Annotated in this window: 17 protein-coding genes; 11 read left to right on the top strand and 6 right to left on the bottom strand. The window is 69.2% G+C overall.

Annotation, left to right across the window (positions count from 1 at the left end; translation table 11 throughout):
* Nucleotides 1–12 precede the first annotated feature (12 nt).
* The 3 genes from EV648_RS43540 to EV648_RS38490 all read left to right on the top strand — a co-directional run bounded on the left by EV648_RS43540 (nucleotide 13) and on the right by EV648_RS38490 (nucleotide 1,864).
* Nucleotides 13–171 carry a hypothetical protein gene (locus EV648_RS43540; protein ID WP_199235065.1) on the top strand — a complete coding sequence of 53 codons (159 nt, stop codon included), beginning with the start codon at nucleotides 13–15 and terminating at the stop codon, nucleotides 169–171.
* Between the two features lie 116 nt (nucleotides 172–287).
* A complete protein-coding gene (locus EV648_RS38495) occupies nucleotides 288–1,004 on the top strand; it encodes a PH domain-containing protein (RefSeq protein WP_132300756.1) in 717 nt (238 codons plus the stop codon).
* 242 nt (nucleotides 1,005–1,246) lie between these two features.
* Nucleotides 1,247–1,864 carry an NUDIX domain-containing protein gene (locus EV648_RS38490; RefSeq protein WP_132300754.1) on the top strand — a complete coding sequence of 206 codons (618 nt, stop codon included), beginning with the start codon at nucleotides 1,247–1,249 and terminating at the stop codon, nucleotides 1,862–1,864.
* Here EV648_RS38490 and EV648_RS38485 read toward each other — a convergent pair.
* Both EV648_RS38485 and EV648_RS38480 read right to left on the bottom strand, forming a co-directional pair.
* Complete coding sequence (locus tag EV648_RS38485; protein WP_132300752.1) at nucleotides 1,759–2,505, bottom strand: maleylpyruvate isomerase family mycothiol-dependent enzyme; 747 nt, start codon at nucleotides 2,503–2,505, stop codon at nucleotides 1,759–1,761. The genes EV648_RS38490 and EV648_RS38485 overlap by 106 nt on opposite strands.
* 43 nt (nucleotides 2,506–2,548) lie before the next feature.
* Nucleotides 2,549–2,992, bottom strand: coding sequence for a DUF4231 domain-containing protein (locus EV648_RS38480; RefSeq protein WP_132300750.1), 444 nt, complete (start codon nucleotides 2,990–2,992; stop codon nucleotides 2,549–2,551).
* A 64-nt stretch (nucleotides 2,993–3,056) separates the two neighbouring features.
* Between EV648_RS38480 and EV648_RS38475 the strand changes: the two genes are divergently transcribed.
* The 5 genes from EV648_RS38475 (at nucleotide 3,057) to EV648_RS38455 (ending at nucleotide 9,502) form a co-directional block, all read left to right on the top strand.
* Complete coding sequence (locus EV648_RS38475; RefSeq protein WP_132300748.1) at nucleotides 3,057–3,560, top strand: MarR family winged helix-turn-helix transcriptional regulator; 504 nt, start codon at nucleotides 3,057–3,059, stop codon at nucleotides 3,558–3,560.
* Nucleotides 3,561–3,568: 8 nt separating this feature from the next.
* Nucleotides 3,569–4,951 carry a M14 family zinc carboxypeptidase gene (locus tag EV648_RS38470; protein WP_158294186.1) on the top strand — a complete coding sequence of 461 codons (1,383 nt, stop codon included), beginning with the start codon at nucleotides 3,569–3,571 and terminating at the stop codon, nucleotides 4,949–4,951.
* 112 nt (nucleotides 4,952–5,063) lie between these two features.
* Nucleotides 5,064–6,737 carry a methylmalonyl-CoA mutase gene (locus EV648_RS38465; RefSeq protein WP_132300744.1) on the top strand — a complete coding sequence of 558 codons (1,674 nt, stop codon included), beginning with the start codon at nucleotides 5,064–5,066 and terminating at the stop codon, nucleotides 6,735–6,737.
* The gene (locus tag EV648_RS38460; protein WP_132300742.1) at nucleotides 6,658–8,490 is read left to right on the top strand and encodes an NAD-binding protein; all 1,833 of its coding nucleotides are present in this window, start codon (nucleotides 6,658–6,660) and stop codon (nucleotides 8,488–8,490) included. The genes EV648_RS38465 and EV648_RS38460 overlap by 80 nt, the downstream gene beginning before the upstream one ends.
* 34 nt (nucleotides 8,491–8,524) lie before the next feature.
* A complete protein-coding gene (locus EV648_RS38455; RefSeq protein WP_132300740.1) occupies nucleotides 8,525–9,502 on the top strand; it encodes a tetratricopeptide repeat protein in 978 nt (325 codons plus the stop codon).
* Between the two features lie 35 nt (nucleotides 9,503–9,537).
* On the opposite strand, the gene EV648_RS38450 is transcribed toward EV648_RS38455, so the two are convergent.
* The gene (locus EV648_RS38450; RefSeq protein ID WP_132300738.1) at nucleotides 9,538–9,753 is read right to left on the bottom strand and encodes a hypothetical protein; all 216 of its coding nucleotides are present in this window, start codon (nucleotides 9,751–9,753) and stop codon (nucleotides 9,538–9,540) included.
* A gap of 264 nt (nucleotides 9,754–10,017) precedes the next feature.
* On the bottom strand, nucleotides 10,018–11,859 hold the full coding sequence (locus EV648_RS38445; protein WP_132300736.1) for an HNH endonuclease signature motif containing protein: 1,842 nt from the start codon (nucleotides 11,857–11,859) through the stop codon (nucleotides 10,018–10,020).
* Nucleotides 11,860–12,162: 303 nt separating this feature from the next.
* Between EV648_RS38445 and EV648_RS38440 the strand changes: the two genes are divergently transcribed.
* Nucleotides 12,163–13,050, top strand: a complete 888-nt coding sequence (locus EV648_RS38440) for a MurR/RpiR family transcriptional regulator (RefSeq protein WP_132300734.1) — start codon at nucleotides 12,163–12,165, stop codon at nucleotides 13,048–13,050.
* 93 nt (nucleotides 13,051–13,143) lie between these two features.
* On the top strand, nucleotides 13,144–14,553 hold the full coding sequence (locus tag EV648_RS38435) for a hypothetical protein (protein ID WP_199235064.1): 1,410 nt from the start codon (nucleotides 13,144–13,146) through the stop codon (nucleotides 14,551–14,553).
* A 13-nt stretch (nucleotides 14,554–14,566) separates the two neighbouring features.
* Here EV648_RS38435 and EV648_RS38430 read toward each other — a convergent pair whose 3' ends face one another.
* Nucleotides 14,567–15,724, bottom strand: coding sequence for a citrate synthase (locus tag EV648_RS38430; protein ID WP_132300732.1), 1,158 nt, complete (start codon nucleotides 15,722–15,724; stop codon nucleotides 14,567–14,569).
* A 74-nt stretch (nucleotides 15,725–15,798) separates the two neighbouring features.
* Here EV648_RS38430 and EV648_RS38425 point away from each other — a divergent pair, with 74 nt between their 5' ends.
* A complete protein-coding gene (locus tag EV648_RS38425) occupies nucleotides 15,799–16,953 on the top strand; it encodes a citrate/2-methylcitrate synthase (RefSeq protein WP_132300730.1) in 1,155 nt (384 codons plus the stop codon).
* Between the two features lie 23 nt (nucleotides 16,954–16,976).
* On the opposite strand, the gene EV648_RS38420 is transcribed toward EV648_RS38425, so the two are convergent.
* Entirely contained in the window at nucleotides 16,977–18,434 is a 1,458-nt protein-coding gene (locus EV648_RS38420; protein WP_132300728.1) for an NAD(P)/FAD-dependent oxidoreductase, read from the bottom strand.
* Nucleotides 18,435–18,536 lie beyond the last annotated feature (102 nt).

Here is an 18,536-nt window from a genome sequence, read left to right as displayed (position 1 = left end):
CGAGGAGTGGTGATGGCGAAGAAGCTGCTGATCTGGCTGGTCATCGCCTTTGCGGCGTTCTATCTGTTCACACAGCCGGTGGGCGCCGCGGATGCCGTGGGAGGTGCGTTCTCGGCCGTTGGCAATGCGTTCTCGAGCGTGATCACCTTCCTGTCCGCGCTGTTCGGCTGAACTTTCAGTCAAGTGTCCCGTGACGAGCCTTCGTGCGGGACACTTGACTGTGATGGATGTGACGGCTGTGGTGAACGCCGCGGGGCCGACAGCGTGGTGGACAGGGGAGTGAGTGGATGGCCGGGATAGGCCTCTTCAGGATCTTCGATCCGAAGGTCAGGCGCCATCTGATCTCGGACGAGGGCGAGGTCGTCATCGACGAGGTGCGACACCACTGGGTGGTGTTCATCATGCCGATGCTGGAGGTCGTGCTGGCGACCGCGCTGCTGGTAGCGACGCTGTGGACTCCGCTGAACGCGACGGCCGTGCTGCTGGTGATCGTCCTGGTCCTGCTGGGGCACGCGTTCTGGCGGTTCCTGACCGAGCACCGGGACAGGTTCGTCGTCACCAACATGCGGGTGATGCGGATCCGGGGCGTCTTCTCCCAGACCGTCGCGACCACCCCGATCGCGCGAATCCTCGACATCACGCTGAAGAAGCCGATCAACGGCCGGTTCCTCGGTTACGGCCACTTCGTCTTCGAGTCCGCCGCGCAGGACCAGGGCTTCCGCGAGATCAGGTACGTCGGCCGGCCCGACGAGCGTGACCTGACGATCCAGCGCGTCATCCAGCGCACCGGCCTGCGAGCCTCCGCCAGCGTCGACGTCATCCAAGGAGACGACGACGACTCCGACGACGACGGCACCGGCCCGATCGGCATGGACTCGGCCCAAGAGGTCACCACCACCACGGCCCCCGCCCACCACGCCCCCACCCGAGTCACCGGCAGCGCCAGCAAGTCGATCTTCAACTCCGAACGAGCCAACTGGACCGACGACCCCGACCACGACTAGGCCGTACTCCGGCCGCCTCGGGTCTCCTGCGTCGCGGCTCGGTGAAGGGCATGTGGCGCGCCTGGTCCGGCACCGGGTGGGCTGAGCTGGCCACACACCGCCGGGCTGGCTGGTCCGCGCCGTCGGCCGCCCGGGCTCGGCCGAGCCACGCCATCGACGAGTTCAGTTGGTCTGCTTCAGGTAGCGAGGGTTCCGTCTGAGGCAGTGGCGTTGGCATCGGCACCGGCGCGAGACCCGGCCGGATGCTGGGCGGAAAAGTGTCGGTGGGGGGTGGCAGGGTGCGGGGTGTGGGGATTCCTCGGGCGGTTGCTGTTGTTGTGGCTGGTGGCAGAGTGTTGGTCATCAAGCGGTATCTGCGGCATGAGAGTGCCGACCTCTGTGTCATGTGCGACGACGCGCGCTGGCCGGGGCTGAACTGTCGCGGTCATCAGTACGCCGTGCTGCCCGGCGGGCACGTGGAGGCGGGCGAAACCGCCGAAGAGGCTGCCCTCCGGGAGCTAGCCGAGGAAACGACGCTCGAGGCGCGCATCGATCGGCTGCTCTGGACTGGGCTGCACAACGGGCGGCCTGCGGAGTACTTCCTGATGACCGACGTCGTCGGAAAGCCTGTCCTGTCCGGGCCCGAAGCAGAAGCGCACAGCGAGACCAACAGCTTCGAGCTGCTCTGGGCCGGACCGGACATGCTCGAACCACTCGGCCTCCACCCAGCCGACCTGGTCCCTCAACTCACCAAGCTGCTCGCCAAGGAACAGGCTCAGGTAGTGCACTCGGCGATGCGGTTGCGGAAGGCGGCTGCGGCGGCCTCGTCACCGACGGTCTGGATGGAATCCGCAGGTTGGCGGCCCCAGAGCCAGAGGTAGAGGTCGTTGGCTTCGCCGAAGATCTCCGCGTCGGCCTCACCCTTGGTGTCGGGAGTGACGGTGGCGGTGGTGGCGTTGAGGCGGGCGGTCCAGGAGCGGCCTTCGGAGGTGACGCGGACGGTGGCGTTCACCGGGTGTTCGGTGTCGCCTTCCTCCCACCAGGGGCCGCCGAGCATCAGGACCAGGAGTTCGTCGATGCCGTCCAGGGCGAGCTCGCGGTCGACCGGGGTGAGTACGTCGTAGGCCAGCTCTGTGTCGACTCGGTGGACGGCGGTCTCCAGGGCCATCCGGCGGTACCAGAAGGCGGAGGTCTTGTCGTCGGGGGAGAAGGTCCAGGTCGGGAGATCCGTGCCGGCCTGTTCCAGGGCGGTGACCACCGCCGCGCGCGCCTCGTCGTACAGCTCGAGGGCGTCGCGGTCGTCGAGGTTCGGCGGCCAGGGGTCGGGGAGCGCGCCCAGCTTGAGGACCTCGACCTTGTGCAGGTAGACGGTCGAGATGTGGCGGACGACGGTCTCGACGGTCCAGCCGGGGCAGCTCGGTACAACGGCGGCGAGGCCGAGCCGGCCGACCTCGGCGAGACGGGCGGAATCGTCCTGCAGGCAGGCGAGATAGAAGGCGGCGCGTTCAGGCGGCAGACTCATGCGGTGAGCATGGCACCACCCGCCGACACTTTCAGCCAGTCCATCAAGAGTCGCGCTGATTGAAGGCCCCGACCCATTGCTCCGTCTCGGTGCTGCTGATGGCGACGACCCGCTCGGCCAGGAGTTGCGGGCGGTCGGCGGCACCGGCGTACCGGCCTGCCTGCTGGGCGAAGAGCCACGCTTCGTTCCGCAGTTCCTCAGCCGTACGCCGGTACGTCGGATAGCTGTCCTGGAGTCCCAGCAAGGTGCGGACACCTTCCGCGAGGGCGATCAGGGCGCCCAGCGCCGGCGCGAACCACTTAGGCGCGTCGAACGCCACCGACAGGGCGATCACCAGAGCGGCGACGAGCTGAAGGATCCCGATCCCCCAGTAGGCGAGCCGTGCCTTGCGGGCCTGGGAGCTGTACCAGTGGAAGCGGATGTTGATCAGCTGCTCGGCGGGTGAATCTCCCGCCAGGCGGGGGAAATCCTGCTCGTCGCTCGCCATGGTCGCCCCTCTCTGTAAGTGCCGGTTGGCGAAGATTAGCCGGAGGGGCGGCTAACCTTCCGGCATGGCGAGGAAGAAACCGTTGCCGTTCGATCCGATCGACGAGGCGTCGCGGCAGTGGGGGCGGCGCTGGGGTGCCGTCGAGCAGATGCGCGCCGTCACGTCGTTGATGCGGGCGCAGCAGATCGTCATCGGTGAGCTCGACGAGATCCTCAAGAAACACGGGCTGACGTTCGCGCGGTTCGAGGCTCTGGTGCTGCTCACGTTCTCTCGGCGCGGGTCGCTGCCGCTGGGCAAGATGGGGGAGCGCCTGCAGGTGCACCCGACCTCGGTCACCTCGATCGTCCGCCGGCTGGAGGCCGCCGGGCTGGTGACGCGCACGCCGCACCCGGATGACGGCCGCGCGGTGCTGTGCGAGATCACCACCGAGGGCCGCGAACTGGTCGAACGCGCCACCGCCGACCTCGTCGAGGCCGACTTCGCCCTCCGTGGCCTCAGCGACGAGCAGCTCAAGATGCTGTGGTCCGTCCTCCAGCCCCTCCGCCACACCGCCGGCGACTTCAGCTAGAGACTCAGTTGCGAGCCCGGCCGACGAGCTGCAGTCCGCTCCAGGGGATCCTGGAGCTGGCCCGCCGCGTTCCCGACCTCGACCACTTTCCTGGCGTCGACGAGATCATCGCCCGCCTCGACGACCTCGCGGGCCGGCATCCCGACCTGGTCACCGCACGCAGGATCGGTACGTCGCGACTCGGCGAACCGATCACCATGTACTCGATCGGCACCGGCCCCGACGAAGCCCTCGTGTACGCCGGGGTGCACCCGAACGAGCCGATCGGCTTCTGGACCGCGATCCAGCTGGCCGAGGACCTCTGCGCCGACGCCGTACTGCGGGCCGGCTGCCGGTGGAACATCATCGGCTGCATCGACCCCGACGGCACCCGCCTCAACGAGGGCTGGTTCGACGGCCCGTGGGACCGGGTGCACTACCTTGCCAACTTCTACCGCCCGGCCCCGGCCGAGCAGGTCGAGTGGTCGTTCCCGTTCCAGTACAAGCAGGCGTACTTCGACAGCGTGATGCCGGAGGCGTTCGCCCTGATGCGGGTGATCGACGAGCTGAAGCCGAGGATCGCGGTGTCCCTGCACAACACCGAGCTCGGCGGTGTCTACTACTACGTCACCCGGGACCTGGACGGGTTCGTCGGGGAGCTGCACGAGATCGCCGCGGCCTTCGATCTCCCGCTGGACCTCGGTGAGCCCGAGACCCCGGTCGCCCGTGCGCTCGGCCCCGCCGTGTACGAGCTGATCTCGGCCAAGGCGACGTACGACTACTCCGAGAGCCTGGGGATGACGCCGTACTCGAGCTCGGGTGGGTCGTCCGCGGAGTACGCGGAGCGGTACGGGACGGTCAGCTTGGTAGCGGAGCTGCCGTACTGGACCCATCCCGCGGCCGACGACCGAAACCCGAGCGACGTGGCGTATCGCGACGTCCTGACCGAGGCCGCGGATGGCTTGGAGAAGGACCTCACCGCCCTGGTGGAGATCTTCGAGGCAGCCCGGGAGCACTTGTCGGACGACTCGCAGTTCGTCCGTGCCACCGCCGCCTTCCTGCCGTACCTGAGCAAGCGGCCGGACCGGGATCGGCGCCGGGCCGAGCAGGAGGACCCGGCCCGGCTCGCGACGGTCTCGGAGGCGTTCGGCCTGCGCGACATCCACCGCTCCTTCCGGCTTCGGTACGGCGGGATGCTGGTGCGCGCGATCGACGGCGAGATCGCCCGGGGGAGCGCGGCAGCGGAACTCCACCCGCTCGCCAAGCGACTGCACGCCCTCTACCGTGCGTGGCAGGACGAGGCCCTGACCCTCGAACCAGAGCTGCACAGGGTCCCGATCAACCACCTCGTCGGCGTCCAGTACGCCGCCACCCTCGCGCTGCTGAACGCAGTACGGCGGGAGGGTGTCTGACGTTCAGGCCGGGGCCTCGTTTTGCCCTCGCAAAAAAGCTGGTGGCACCCCGGGGTAGGAAATAGTTGGACGTCCTAGTATTTTGGGACCAGTTCCCGAGGAGGTCTGACTGATGGATGCCGAACAGATCGCGACCGGCCGGAGCCGGTGGCAGCAGCGGTACGACGCGTCGCGGCGGCGTGAGGCGGACTTCACCACGTTGTCCGGCACCGAGGTGGAGCCGGTCTACGGCCCACCGGAGGGGTCCGACGACCCCCGGATGGACCGGATCGGCTGGCCGGGGGAGTTCCCGTTCACGCGCGGGCTCTACGCGACCGGATACCGCGGCCGCACCTGGACGATCCGCCAGTTCGCGGGCTTCGGCAACGCCGAGGACACCAACGAGCGGTACAAGATGATCCTCAACTCCGGCGGTGGCGGGTTGTCCGTCGCGTTCGACATGCCGACGTTGATGGGCCGCGACTCCGACGACCCGAAGTCGCTCGGCGAGGTCGGCCACTGCGGCGTCGCGATCGACAGCGCGGCCGACATGGACCGGCTGTTCAACGGCATCCCGCTGCAGGACGTCACCACCTCGATGACGATCTCCGGGCCCGCGGTGCCGGCCTTCGTGATGTACCTGGTCGCCGCCGAGCGCCAGGGCGCCGACATCACCAAGCTGAACGGCACCCTGCAGACCGACATCTTCAAGGAGTACATCGCGCAGAAGGAGTGGCTGTTTCCACCGGAGCCACACCTGCGCCTGATCGGCGACCTGATGGAGTACTGCGCCGCCAACATCCCGGCGTACAAGCCGCTCAGCGTCTCGGGGTACCACATCCGCGAGGCCGGGTCGACGGCCGCGCAGGAGCTCGCCTACACGCTCGCGGACGGCTTCGGGTACGTCGAACTCGGCCTCAGCCGGGGGCTCGACATCGACACCTTCGCACCCGGGCTGTCGTTCTTCTTCGACAGCCACCTGGACTTCTTCGAGGAGATCGCGAAGTTCCGGGCCAGCCGGCGGATCTGGGCGCGCTGGCTGCGTGACGTGTACGGCGCCAAGACCGACAAGGCGCAGTGGCTGCGCTTCCACACCCAGACCGCGGGTGTCTCGCTGACCGCCCAGCAGCCGACCCTCAACGTGGTCCGTACCGCGGTCGAGGCGCTCGCCGCGGTTCTCGGCGGCACCAACTCGCTGCACACCAACGCGCTCGACGAGACGCTCGCGCTGCCGACCGACCAGTCGGCCGAGATCGCGCTGCGGACCCAGTCGGTGCTGATGGAGGAGATCGGGGTCACCAACGTCGCCGACCCGCTCGGCGGTTCCTGGTACGTCGAGGCGCTGACCGACAAGATCGAGGCCGAGGCCGAGGAGATCTTTGCCCGGATCAAGGAGATGAGCCCGGACGGCACGATGACCGGTGGCATCCTGCGCGGCATCGAGGACGGCTGGTTCATGGCCGAGATCGCCGACGCCGCCTTCGAGTACCAGCAGAAACTGGAGAAGGGTGAGAAGAAGATCGTCGGGGTGAACACCCAGACCGACACCGTCGCCGGCGAGCTGGAGATCCTCCGGGTCAGCCACGAGGTGGAGATCGAGCAGTGCCGGGTACTGGCGGCGCGCAAGGTTCAGCGCGACGAGGACCAGGTGCGTCGTAGGCTGACCGCGCTGGTCGAGGCATCCAGAGGGACCGGCAGCCTGATCGAACCCATGCTGGAGGCGGCGCGTGCGGAGGCCACGATGGGGGAAATCTGTCACGTTCTTCGGGACGAGTGGGGCGAGTACCGAGAGCCCGCCCGCTTCTGAGGACGAGGCGGAGGCCTCCCCACCACCACCGGGGAGGCGCCGCGGCCGGCAGCCGCAGCGCGGGACCCAGCCGCCGGACGGCCGAGGCGTGGTGGTCTGCGGGTCCGACCGCACTATGCTCCGGGTCGTCACCGAGCTGGTCACTTCCGGCGAGCACGTCACGGCGATCGTCAACCCGGCCTCGCGGCACTTCGAGCGGATCGGTGAGCTCGGCGCGCACGTGATGGGCGTCCGGGTGGTCAGCGAGGCGATCTTGCGCCGGGCTGGAATCGATGCCGAGAGCGACGAAGCGTCGAGCGCCCGGGCGCTGGTCCTGCTGGACGCCGACGACGTCCGCAACGTGCACACCGCGCTGACCGCTCGCGACATGGACCCGAACCTGCGGATCGTCGTGCAGATGGTCAACCCGCGCCTCGGTGGTCAGTTGCACAGCCTGCTGGGCGACTGCGTGGTGATCTCGGGCCCGTCGCTCGCGGCGCCGGCCTTCGTCGCCGACGCGCTGGAGGACGACGAGCTGACCTGGGTCGAGCTGGGCGGCCGCCGGATGGTGGCGGGCCCGGCCGATCTGATCCGCGATCCGCACCTGACCGTGCTCGCCGACACCACCTCGTCGGCGACACCCGACCTGCTGCCCATCGACAGCTCGGACCCGGCCGGCGACATCGTCCTCGGTACCGGTATTCGCAGCGTCTGGCGCACCAGGGACGTCCGCCGGGCCGGCTGGCTGATGGCGACCCGCGACGTGTTCGACCGGCGGGTCCGCATCATCGTGGCGGTGATGGCCGGACTGGTGGCGATCGGCACCGGGCTGACCCACTGGATCGCGAACATCGACTGGCTCCGGGCGCTCTACCTGGCCGCCGGCGCGGTCACCTCGGCCGGGATCGAGGACGACAAGTTCTCCGAGGCCGAGCCGTGGGCGAAGGTGGCCGGCGTCGTGGTCCAGCTGACCGGGATCGTGCTGATGGCGTTGCTGACCGCGGTGATCGTCGACTCGCTGATCGGCGCCCGGCTGTCCCGGGTGATCGGCGGGGTCCGCGGCCGGCCGAGGAACCACGTGGTCGTCTGCGGACTCGGTACGGTCGGCGCCCGGGTGCTGGAGATCCTGGCCGAGCGCGGTGTCGCCGTGATCGGCGTCGAGCAGGACGACGACGCCCCCGGAGTACAGACGGCTCATCGGTTGCGGATCCCGGTGATCATCGGGGACAGCGCGAACGAGGAGACGCTGCGGTCGGCCGGTGTGCAGCGCTGCCAGTCGGTGCTGGCGATCACGAACGGCGACATCACCAATCTCGAGTCCGCGATGGTGGTCCGGGAGCTGAACCCGGACGCCCGGATCACGATGCGGATGTTCGACCACGACCTGGCCCAGCGGGTCGAGCGGCAGCTGGGTCTCGGGCACAGCCGGTCCGTGTCGATGCTGGTGGCGCCGGCGATCGCCGCCGCGGTAGCGAACCGGCGCAGTCAGACGACTGTCCCGGCCGGTCGGCGAGTGCTGCTGCTCACCGAGGTCTCGGTCGAGCAGAACTCCGTCGCGGTCGGCAAGCGCCTTGGCGAGCTGGACGAGACCGGCGGTCTGCGGGTGCTCGCCCGGCAGGAGAGCAGCGAGTGGGACTGGTCCCCGGCGTTCGACAAGACGCTCCGGCCGGGCACCCGGATCGCCGTCGCCGGCACCCGGAGCGGGCTGGCGAGGCTGCTGCTGGCGACCCGCGCTCCGCACCGTTCGGAGTCGTCGGAGAGGATGGACCCATGAACGTTCGTAGTGAGCTCGGAATGCGAGGACAGCGGTGAGCCAGTCAAACTTCTCCCGTCCTGGGGCGATCGACCTGTCGTCCCTGCGCAACCCACCACCCGCGCCGCCGCGGCCTGGTGGACCGAGCGGTCCCGGTGGCCCTGGCGCGCCGGGCGCTCCCGGAGTCCCGCCGGGCGGTGCTCCCGCCGCCGGCGGACCGTACGTGCTGAACGTGACCGAGCCGACCTTCCAGGCGGACGTGATCGAGCGCTCGATCCAGGTCCCGGTGATCGTCGAGTTCTGGTCGCCGCGCTCGGAGGCGTCGCTCGCGCTCAGCCCGGTGCTGGTCAGACTCTCCACCGAGTACGGCGGCAAGTTCCTGCTGGCCCGGATCGACATCGACACGAACCCCCAGCTGGCCCAGGCGGTCGGCGTCCAGACGGTGCCGCTGGTGATCGCCGTACTGCGCGGTCAGGTGGTCCCGCTCTTCCAGGGAGCCGTCGCCGAGGCCGAGGCCCGCCAGTACGTCGACCAGTTGCTGACCGTCGCTGTCGCCAACGGCATCACCGGCCGGACTGACCCGGTCGGCCCGGCGGGCCCCGCCGAGGAGGCCGAGCCCGAGCCGGACCCGCGGTATGAGGCGGCCGAGAACGCCGTCGGCGCGGGTGACCTGGACGGCGCGATCGCGGCGTACGAGGCGTTGCTCAAGGAGACGCCGACCGACGCCGAGGCGAAGGCCGGGCTGGCCCGCGTCCAGCTGGTGAAGCGGACCCGGGACGTCCCGGCCGAGGTGCGCACCCGCGCGGCGGAGAACCCGACCGACCTCGAGGCGCAGCAACTCGTCGCCGACGTGGACCTGATGGGCGGTCACGTCGAAGACGCGTTCAACCGGCTGATCAAGACGATCCAGCTGACCGCGGGCGACGAGCGGGACACCGTCCGGCTCCACCTGCTCGAGCTGTTCGAGGTGGTCGGCGCCGACGACGACCGCGTAGTCAAGGCACGCCGCAAACTGATGGCCGCGCTGTTCTAGAACTCCCACAGCGAGTAGCCGTACTGCGTGGCTCCCTAGACGCCGCGTAGCCGGACACAACGACGCCGTCTTCGCGCCGGTCCACCATGCACGGGTGGTGTCGAGGCGAGTTCCACCGCCTCGACACCACCCGCTCGCTTTGTCTGCGAGCAGGTGTCCCACCAGCCGTGCAGCGCGATCAGGAAGCCGTCTGTGAGGACGCCCAGCCGCGCATGTGCGGCCGCCGGCCGCCGCGCAGGCAGATCAGTCAAACGGCCGGATCCTTGATGCGAGTCAGACAGGCGAGCGGGTGCGGTCGGTCGGTCGGGGTGGGCGGGTCCATGGTGCGGGTCGGTCCGGCGGGGTGGGTCCGTGGTGCGGGTCGGTCGGGTGGGTGGGTTCGTGGTGCGGGCCAGTCAGGTAGGTAGATCCGCGATGCTGGCTGTCGGGGGCGGGCGGGCGTACGACAGCCTCGCCCGGCGTGGCGTGATCTTCGGTTGCCCTGTCCGCACGAGGTGCGCTGCGTCGTGGGACCGTCAGCCCGGTCGGGCGCACGGCGGTCCTGGCCTGGGCTCCGTGAACCCCGTGACGGAAGGGCGCCAGTCCCAATCCCGGTCATCGGTGGCGGTGGCCGGTGGCGGGTTGTCGGCGTGGTGCAGGGCCCGCTGACCTGGGGTCGGGTCGTCGGGTGGACGGGTCTGTTTGCCGGAGCGTGGTTCGGGCGGGTCGGTGTCACACCAGGGGTCGAACTGTGCGACTGCGCCAGTCGCGGCGGTGGTGCGTGGTGGCTGGTGGGCGCTGTTTCGGGCATGGCTGGGCAGCAGCCCGCGGCCGCCGTAGCTGCTGCTGGCGGGTGTGCTGCTGGCAAGACTGTGGATGGGTCTGCGGTAGCGGGTTCTGGTGGTGGTGGGGCTGGGTTCGGCCCAGGTGGGTCTGGCGACGGTGACGGTGCCGTGGTGGAGGGTGATGGTCCAGTGGCCGTGGTGGGTGTCGATGTGGTGGCGGCGGCAGAGCAGGACCAGGTTGGTCAGGGCGGTGGGGCCGTTGTCGATCCAGGAGATCAGGTGGTGGGCGTCGCAGAAGATCGGCGGGGCCTTGCACACGACGCAGCCTTTGTCGCGGGCGTTCAGGGCGCGGCGGATGGCGCGGTTGACGAAGCGTTGGGCCATGGCGACGTCGAGGGGTTCGGAGTTGGCGCCGAGCACGATCGGGATGATCTGCGCCTCGCACGCCAGCCGGCGGATCGCGCCCGCGGACAGTCCTTCGCCGTGCACCAGGGTGCCGACCGCGTGGGCTCCGGCGTCGGTCAGGTCTTTGAGGTCGATGGTGATCGTGATGTGTGCCTTCGGGCCGTGCCCGGCCTCCGCCGCAGCACCACTCGTGGCAGCACCACTCGTGGCGGCGCCACGGCCGGCGGTGCCTCGGCCGGCGGTACCGGTCTCGGCGGCGCGCCCGGCGGCAGGAGCCTCGTCGGGACTGGTGGAGAGCTCGGCGGTCCCGGGCGCGCTGCCCGGGTCGGATGCTCCGGCGGTGTCAGCCGCGGTGGCGGTGGTGATGGCGTTGGAGGCGACGTTGAGGATGTCGGTGAGGGCGTCGGCGCGGCGCTTGTCCGGTGAGCGCGGGTCCAGTTCACCGGTGACGGTCTTGCGCGGCTTCGAACCATCGAGGATGAGGGACTGGAACAGTTCGGCGTTCTCGTTGGCCAGGTAGCCGCTGAACTTGACACCCCGGTCCGCCGGCCTCACCCGCAACTCTTCCCGGGCATAGGCCTTGTCCTCTTCCGGTGCGGGGCCGTCGGCGTCCAGCAGGTCGCGGACCCGGCGGGCGGCCTTGCGCAGTTCCGACGGGTTGAAGTGGCGGCCTAGGGCGACGAGTTGTTGTTCGGCCACGGCCAGGTCCTCGACCGCGACGGTCTTGGGCACGTTCTCCAGTTCGGCCACGATCGCCGCGGCCTGCGCCGGAGACAACACCACTGCATCGGCTTCGGCCTCCACGCCCGGCTCACCACCCGGCTCCCCGCCCGGCTCGCTGTCCGGCTCGCTGTCCGGCTCGCTGTCCGGCTGGTCCGGATTGGCGTCTGCCGGATCCCCGACGCCGGTGGCTGGCAGGGCGTTGGTGACGGCGGGGTATTTGCGCAGCGCCTTGGCCAAGGCCAGGTCACGCTTGATCACGCCCGGGTCCAGGCGGTGCCGGAACGCGAGCAGCCTCGCGGTGTCACCCGCGCCGAGGGTGGCGGCGTGGCCGGTCGCGTCGTAGGCGGCCAGGACCTGCAGACGGTAGGTCTGCAGCCGGGAGATCTCGGCGTGGACCGCGTCGAGAGCCGACAGCTGCTCGCTGTCGCTCATCGACCACACCGGCCGCTCGCCCAAGATCTCCATACCCCAGACCCTAGATGCCGCCTCCGACAGTTTCCGGTCCGGAAGGCCCTTATTTACAAGGGATTCCGAAGATTGACCGGAACTGAACGGAGGCTACGGATCCGGCCAAGTTGTCCACAAGCCGGGGCAGCCACTGGTCGCGCGCGTGTGGGTGGTGTCGAGCCTGGCTCGGTGGAATCGGGTCCGATGAAGGCCCGGTGAAGGCCCGGTGGAGGCCCGGTGGAGGCCCGAATGAGGCCCGATCGGGATCCGGTTGCTGTGAACTATTGACAGTTGTGGTGAAAGATTCTGAGAATCATTCACGTGAGTGTTGTGGAGTCGCCGCCGCCGAGTCTCGAGGCGCGCATCCATGGGTTGTTGCCGGCGTTGAGCCCGGCGCAGGTTCGCGTCGCGAACGAGGTACTGCGTGATCCGGGTGCGGTGGCGTCGTCGACGATCGGCGAGCTCGCCGCTCGGTGCGGCATCTCCTTGCCGAGCGTGACCCGGTTCTGCCTTGCTCTCGGGCTCAGTGGGTACGCCGAGCTGCGGCTGACGTTGGCTGCCGAGAGCGGCCGGAGCAGTACGAGCTGGGAGCGGGGGACCGGGTCCGAGGTCGGGCCGGACGACAGCCTCGGTGAGGTGGTTCGCACCTTGCTGCGGGCCGACACCCGGGCGCTCGAGGACACCGTCGCGGCACTCGATCTCGACGCTCTCGGCGAAGCGGTCCGGGCGATCTCCGACGCCCGCCGGATCGACCTGTACTCCGTGGCCGGATCCGCCTGCGTCGCGGAGGACCTGCGGCTGCGGTTGCACCGGATCGGGCGTGGCGCGAACTGCTGGAGCGATGTCCACAACGCGCTCACGAGTGCCGCGTTGCTCGGTGCGGGCGATGTCGCCGTCGGCATCTCGCACAGCGGCGAGACGATCGAAGTACTGGAACCGCTGCAGCGGGCCGGGCGGCAAGGAGCCCGGACCGTTGCCATCACCAACTATCCGCGGTCGCCGTTGGCGCGGGCCGCGGACATCGTGCTGGTCACGGCTGCCCGGGATGTCACCTTCCGGACCGGCGGGATGGCCGGGCGGCACGCCCAGATGATCGTGCTCGACGCGATCTACATCGGGGTCGCGCAACGGGACTACCCGCTGGCCGAACAGGCCTTCGACGTCACCGCCGACGCCGTCGCCACCCACCGCACCAGGCGCGCCAACTGAGCCAATGCCATTGCCATAGCCAGAGTCAGAGCCAGAGCCAGAGCCAGAGCAACACCTCAGCAGAACTCCCTCGACCGCCCTTGGAGGAGAACCATGCAAAGCCCCCACCGGATCCTCGGCCCCAGCCGCCGCACCCTGCTACTCGGCGCCGGCGCAACCGCTGCCTCGCTAGCAGCAGCCGGTGCCACCGCTGGCACCGCAGCGGCCTCAACCGGCACCTCAGTCGCAAACGTTGCTGCAGGCACCAATGCTGCAATCGACGCTGCGGCGATCCCGTCGCCCGACACCCTGCCGCTGACCGGCGGCGCGGAGTTCCCGGTCGGGTTGTTCTGGCCGCCGCATCCCTACGCCAGTACGCCGGAGCGCTTCACCGAGATCGCCGAGGCCGGGTTCGACTTCGTCATCTCGGGCAACTACGCGGGTGACGGCAACATCTTCCAGTACCAGCTCGGTCTGGCCCGTGACGCCGGGTTGCAGATGCTGATCTCGGACGACATCCAGATCCGCAACATGTCCCGCTGGTTCGCCATCTCCGACAACCCGGCCGACTTCCTCACCATCACACCGGCCGAGGCGCGCGAGTTCTACACCCGGGCCAGGGATGCCTACGGCCCGTTCTCGTCGCTCGCCGGCTTCAACTTCTACGACGAACCCGGGCCGGGCTGGTTCGGCACGCTCGCCAAGACGCTGGCCGTCTCGCGGGAGCTCGCGCCGCAGTTGCTGCCCTACATCAACCTGTTCCCGTCGGACGATCCGAACTACTACCGGGACTTCGTCGACGTGGTGAAGCCGTCGCTCGTCTCGTTCGACCGCTATCCGCTGCTCTCCGAGGGCCGCGAGGACGCGAACTACTTCCACAACTGGGCGATCGTGCGAGACGCCGCGCTGCGAGGCGACGTACCGGCGTGGGTGTTCATCCAGACTCTGGCCTACAACGGGCATCGGGAGCCGACCGCGGCCGAGCTGCTCTGGCAGGTCAACGTCAGCCTCGCCTACGGCGCCAAGGGCATCCAGTACTTCACCTACTGGACCCCTGAGGCGGCGCGCGGCGAGGGGTTCGGGCCCGCGCTGATCACCGTGGACGGCCAGCGCACCAGCCGGTACGCCGCGGCCAAGAAGATCAACACCACCTGGCTCCACCAGGTCGGGCGCGAGCTCAAGCCGTTGGTGTCCGAGTCGGTCGTGCACGCCAACGAGACGCCGTTGCCGAACGGGGCCGTCGGCTTCACCCCGACCGAGCTGGTCACCGGGATCTCCGAGCAACCAGTTGTCGTGGGCACCTTCCGCAGCCGCGACACCGCGGTCAAGGATCGCTGGCTGCTGGTGGCGAACCGGTCCCACAGCGCCAGCACCCGCGCGACGGTGACGGTCGACCCGGCCAAGGTCTACGGGGTCGAGGTGTTCCAGGCGATCTCGAAGCAGTTCGGCGCGCAGCGCGGCAGCGCCGTACCGGTGAACCTCGCACCCGGCGCTGCAACCCTGCTCCGGCTCAAGGTGAAGTAACGCCGGCTCCAGGTCAGGTGACCGCCGGGCCGGTGTAGACGCCGAGGGCCCGGAAGCGGAGCCCCGGCTCGGCGTACTCCTCCAGCGCGTGAGCGGTCCAGCCGATGATGCGGGCGAGGGCGAACAAGGCCTCGCCCGCATCCGGCCGGAATCCGTACGCGTGCATCATCGCGGCGACGGCCAGATCGCTGTTCGGGAAGCCCGCGAGCTGCCCGGTGATCACCCGGACCGTCTCCATCACCGGCTCGCCGGCGACCAGCTCGAAGAGCGCCTCTGCTCGTGGATCGCGCTGCTGGTAGATCCGATGCCCGAAGCCCGGCACCGGCTCGCCCGAGCGCAGCTGGTCCGACAACACCTCGACGGGATCCCTGAGAGCTCGGTCCAGGAACCGGTACGCCAAGGTGGTCGCGGCGCCGTGGTAATGCCCGTCGAGTGCGCCGAGTCCGGCCGATACCACGGAGTACAGGTTGGCTCTGGCGCTGGCGGCGACGCGCGCGGCGACGGTGGAGACGGCCAGCCCATGATCGGCGAGCAGGATCGCCGCGGCCTCGAGCACACGTGGCTCGGGCGATCGCGTCGACAGTTTGGGCCACAACCGCCCTCCGAAGGTGCCCTCGCCGGCCTCGCCAGGCAGCGCCTCGATCAGTACTCCGAGCAGACGGCGCGCGGCGAGCACCACGGACTCCGGCGCGAGGTCGAACCGCATCGGATCACCGGCACCCAGTACTGCGACGGCGATGCGCAGCTGATCCGTCATGCGCGCACCCGGAGGCGCGACGTCCATCGCGGTGCGGGCCAGGGCGACCACGTCGGGCGGCGCTGGGAAGGGCTCGCTCTCATCAAGCAGGCCGGTCCACAGGAGCTGTGCCACGGACTCCACCGACTGCGTGGTCGCCAGATCGCGGACCGAGTGACCTCGGTAGTACAACTCGTCGTCTGCCAGCAGGGACAGCTCCGACTCGATCCGCTCCACCACGCCGGGGTGATCGACGGTCCGGCTCGCCAGCCGTTCGACGTCGGCCGCCGCGAACAGGCTGCCGCGACGACCGCGTGCCCGAACGCTGGTGAGCTGACCGCGGCTCACATAGGCGTAGATCGTCTCCGGCTTCACCTTCAGCCGACGGGCCACCTCGGCCGTCGTCAGGTAATTCTCGTCACTCTGCTGCACCATCCGCCGCTCCTCCGAGCGCTTATGTTGACTGGATCAACATTGACAATACTTGATCGCGATTCAACGCTGAGCTTATGACAATCACAGTGGATGGTCCGATCGATGTACCCCCGGGGCTGCGCAACGTCATCGTGACGGAAACCGAGCTCGGTGACGTCCGGGGAGGCGAAGGTTTCTATCACTACCGGCAGTACTCCGCGATCGACCTGGCTCGCTCGAAGACGGTCGAGGACGTGTGGTTCCTGCTGTTCGAGGGACGGCTCCCGACCGCCTCGGAGCGGGACGATTTCCTCGCCGAGCTGGCTCCGCTACGCGTGCTGCCGGCCGAAGTACAGGCGGTGTTGCCGGCCATCGCTTCGGCGGGCCCGGTCTTCAACCCGCTGGCCGGGTTGCGATCCGCCTTGTCCGTACTGGCCGCCGCTCGTCAGCTGCCGCCGTTGTGGGATGCGGATCGCGCGCGGCGCAGGGCCGACGCCATGCTCGTGTGCGCGGTGACGCCGACGATCCTGGCCGCGTTGTACCGGCTGCGCGAAGGGCTGGAGCCGCTCGAGCCGCGGGCAGATCTCACTGCGGCGGCGAACTGGCTGTATCTGGTGACGGGCCGTGAGCCGGAAGCCGAGCAGGCGCGGGCGATCGAGCACTACCTGATCTCGACGATCGACCACGGCTTCAACGCGTCGACCTTCACCGCCCGGGTGATCGCGTCGACCGGCGCCGACGTGGTGTCGGCCGTCGCCGGGGCGATCGGGGCGTTCTCCGGACCGCTGCACGGCGGCGCGCCGGACCGCGCGCTCGCCAGCCTGGACGAGATCGGTACGCCGGACCGGATCGACGGGTGGGTCCGCGCGAAGGTGTCCGCGGGGGATCGCATCATGGGCTTCGGGCACGCCGTCTACCGGACCGAGGACCCGCGATCGATCATGCTGCGGGACATCGCCGTCGAGCTGGGCGGCGACCTGGTCGATTTCGCCACAACGGTGGAACGGCGGATCGTGGAGGTGCTCGCCGAACTTAAGCCCGGCCGCAACCTGTACGCCAACGTCGAGTTCTACGCCGGCGTGGTGATGTCGCTGTGCGGGTTGCCGCGGGCAATGTTCACCCCGACCTTCGCGGTCAGCCGGGTGATCGGCTGGACCGCCAACATTCTCGAGCAGTCCGAGGATCCCAAGATCATCCGCCCGGCCGCCCGCTACGTCGGCCCGGTCCCGCCGGTGCCCGTGCCCAGCTGAATCGTGAACCCCGGCTGGCTGAGTCAGCCGACTGGCTGTGGGGCGGCGGATCTGAAGTGCATGGTGCCGTCGTCGAGGGAGCCGTAGCGCAAGGTGACCAGGTCGCGGGGGTAGTTCTGGCGCAGCCGCCAGGGGCCGTACGAACCCTGGCGGGGCAGGATGGACGCGGCGCGCCGGATGTAGCCGGAGGAGAGGTCGACCACCGGCCGCGGCGGCGCGTCGTACTCCGCGGGGTCGATCTCCGGGACGCAGATCCGGGTGCCGGTGCGGTCCAGGTGGTTGAGCAGGCGGCAGACGTACTGCGAGGTCAGGTCGGAGCGCAGGGTCCAGGAGTTGTTGGTGTAGCCGATGCACCAGGCGAGGTTCGGTACTCCGCTGAGCATCATGCCCTTGTAGACGAACGTGTCGTGCGGGTCGACTCGCTCGCCGTCGACCGTCAGCTCGATCTTGCCGAGGGCAACCATCTGCAGGCCGGTCGCGGTCACCACCAGATCGGCCGGGAGGTGCTCGCCGGAACGCAGCTTGATGCCAGTGGGAGTGAACGTCTCGATCTCGTCCGTCACCACGGAGGCCGAGCCGTCCCGGAGCGACTCGAACAGGTCGGCGTCCGGTACCAGGCACAACCGCTGGTCCCACGGCTTGTAGCGCGGCGTGAAGTGCGGATCCGCTGGGATCGAGTCGGGCAGTTGCTTGGCGACTGTGCTGTTCAGCAGCCAGGCGGCGTGGGTGGGCCAGCGCCGGAACGCGCTGTACACCGCGGAACTGAAGGCCACGTTCTTCCCGCGGATCAGCCGGTGCGCGAGGTTCTCCGGCAGCATCGCCCGCAGCCGGTCTGAGAATGCGTCCTTCGCCGGCCGCGACGCCACGTAACTCGGCGTCCGCTGCAGCATCGTCACGTGCGCCGCTTGCGGAGCCATAGCCGGTACCAGCGTCACCGCTGTCGCCCCGCTGCCGATCACCACGACCCGCTGGCCGCTGTAGTCGAGGTCCTCCGGCCACTGCTGCGGATGCACCACCCGGCCCTGGAACTCGGCGAGCCCGGGGAAGTCCACGACGTACCCGGAGTCGTAGTTGTAGTAGCCGCTGCAGACGTAGAGGAACGAGCAGGTGTACGTCTCCTGGCTCGTCTCCACTGTCCACAGAGCTTCGCTGGACGACCAGGAAGCCCGTACCACGCGGCGCCCGAAGCGGATGTGCTTGTCGATGCCGTACGTCGTCGCAGTCTCGTGCAAGTACTCCAGGATCGACGGGCCGTCCGCGATCGCCTTGGCCGCCGTCCACGGGTGGAACGGGAACCCGAGCGTGAACATGTCGGAGTCCGAGCGCACTCCGGGGTACCGGAACAGGTCCCAGGTGCCGCCCAGGTCCTCCCGCGCCTCGAGCACGGCGTACGAGTGCTGCGGGCTCTGGGTCTGCAGCCGGTAGGCAGCCCCGATCCCGGAGAGCCCCGCTCCGACGACCAGCACGTCCACATGCTCCACGCGTTCCTCCGCTCGGTCTGTTGAGTACCTGGTCAACAGTAGGCGAAAACCTGCCCGGGGTGTTTGTCGATTCCGTCACGGCTCGTTCGTCAGCAAGATGTC

The organism is Kribbella sp. VKM Ac-2568, from assembly GCF_004345365.1.
In the GTDB taxonomy this organism is placed as follows: Bacteria; Actinomycetota; Actinomycetes; order Propionibacteriales; family Kribbellaceae; genus Kribbella; species Kribbella orskensis.
This window is presented reverse-complemented; position numbering and strand designations above follow the sequence as displayed.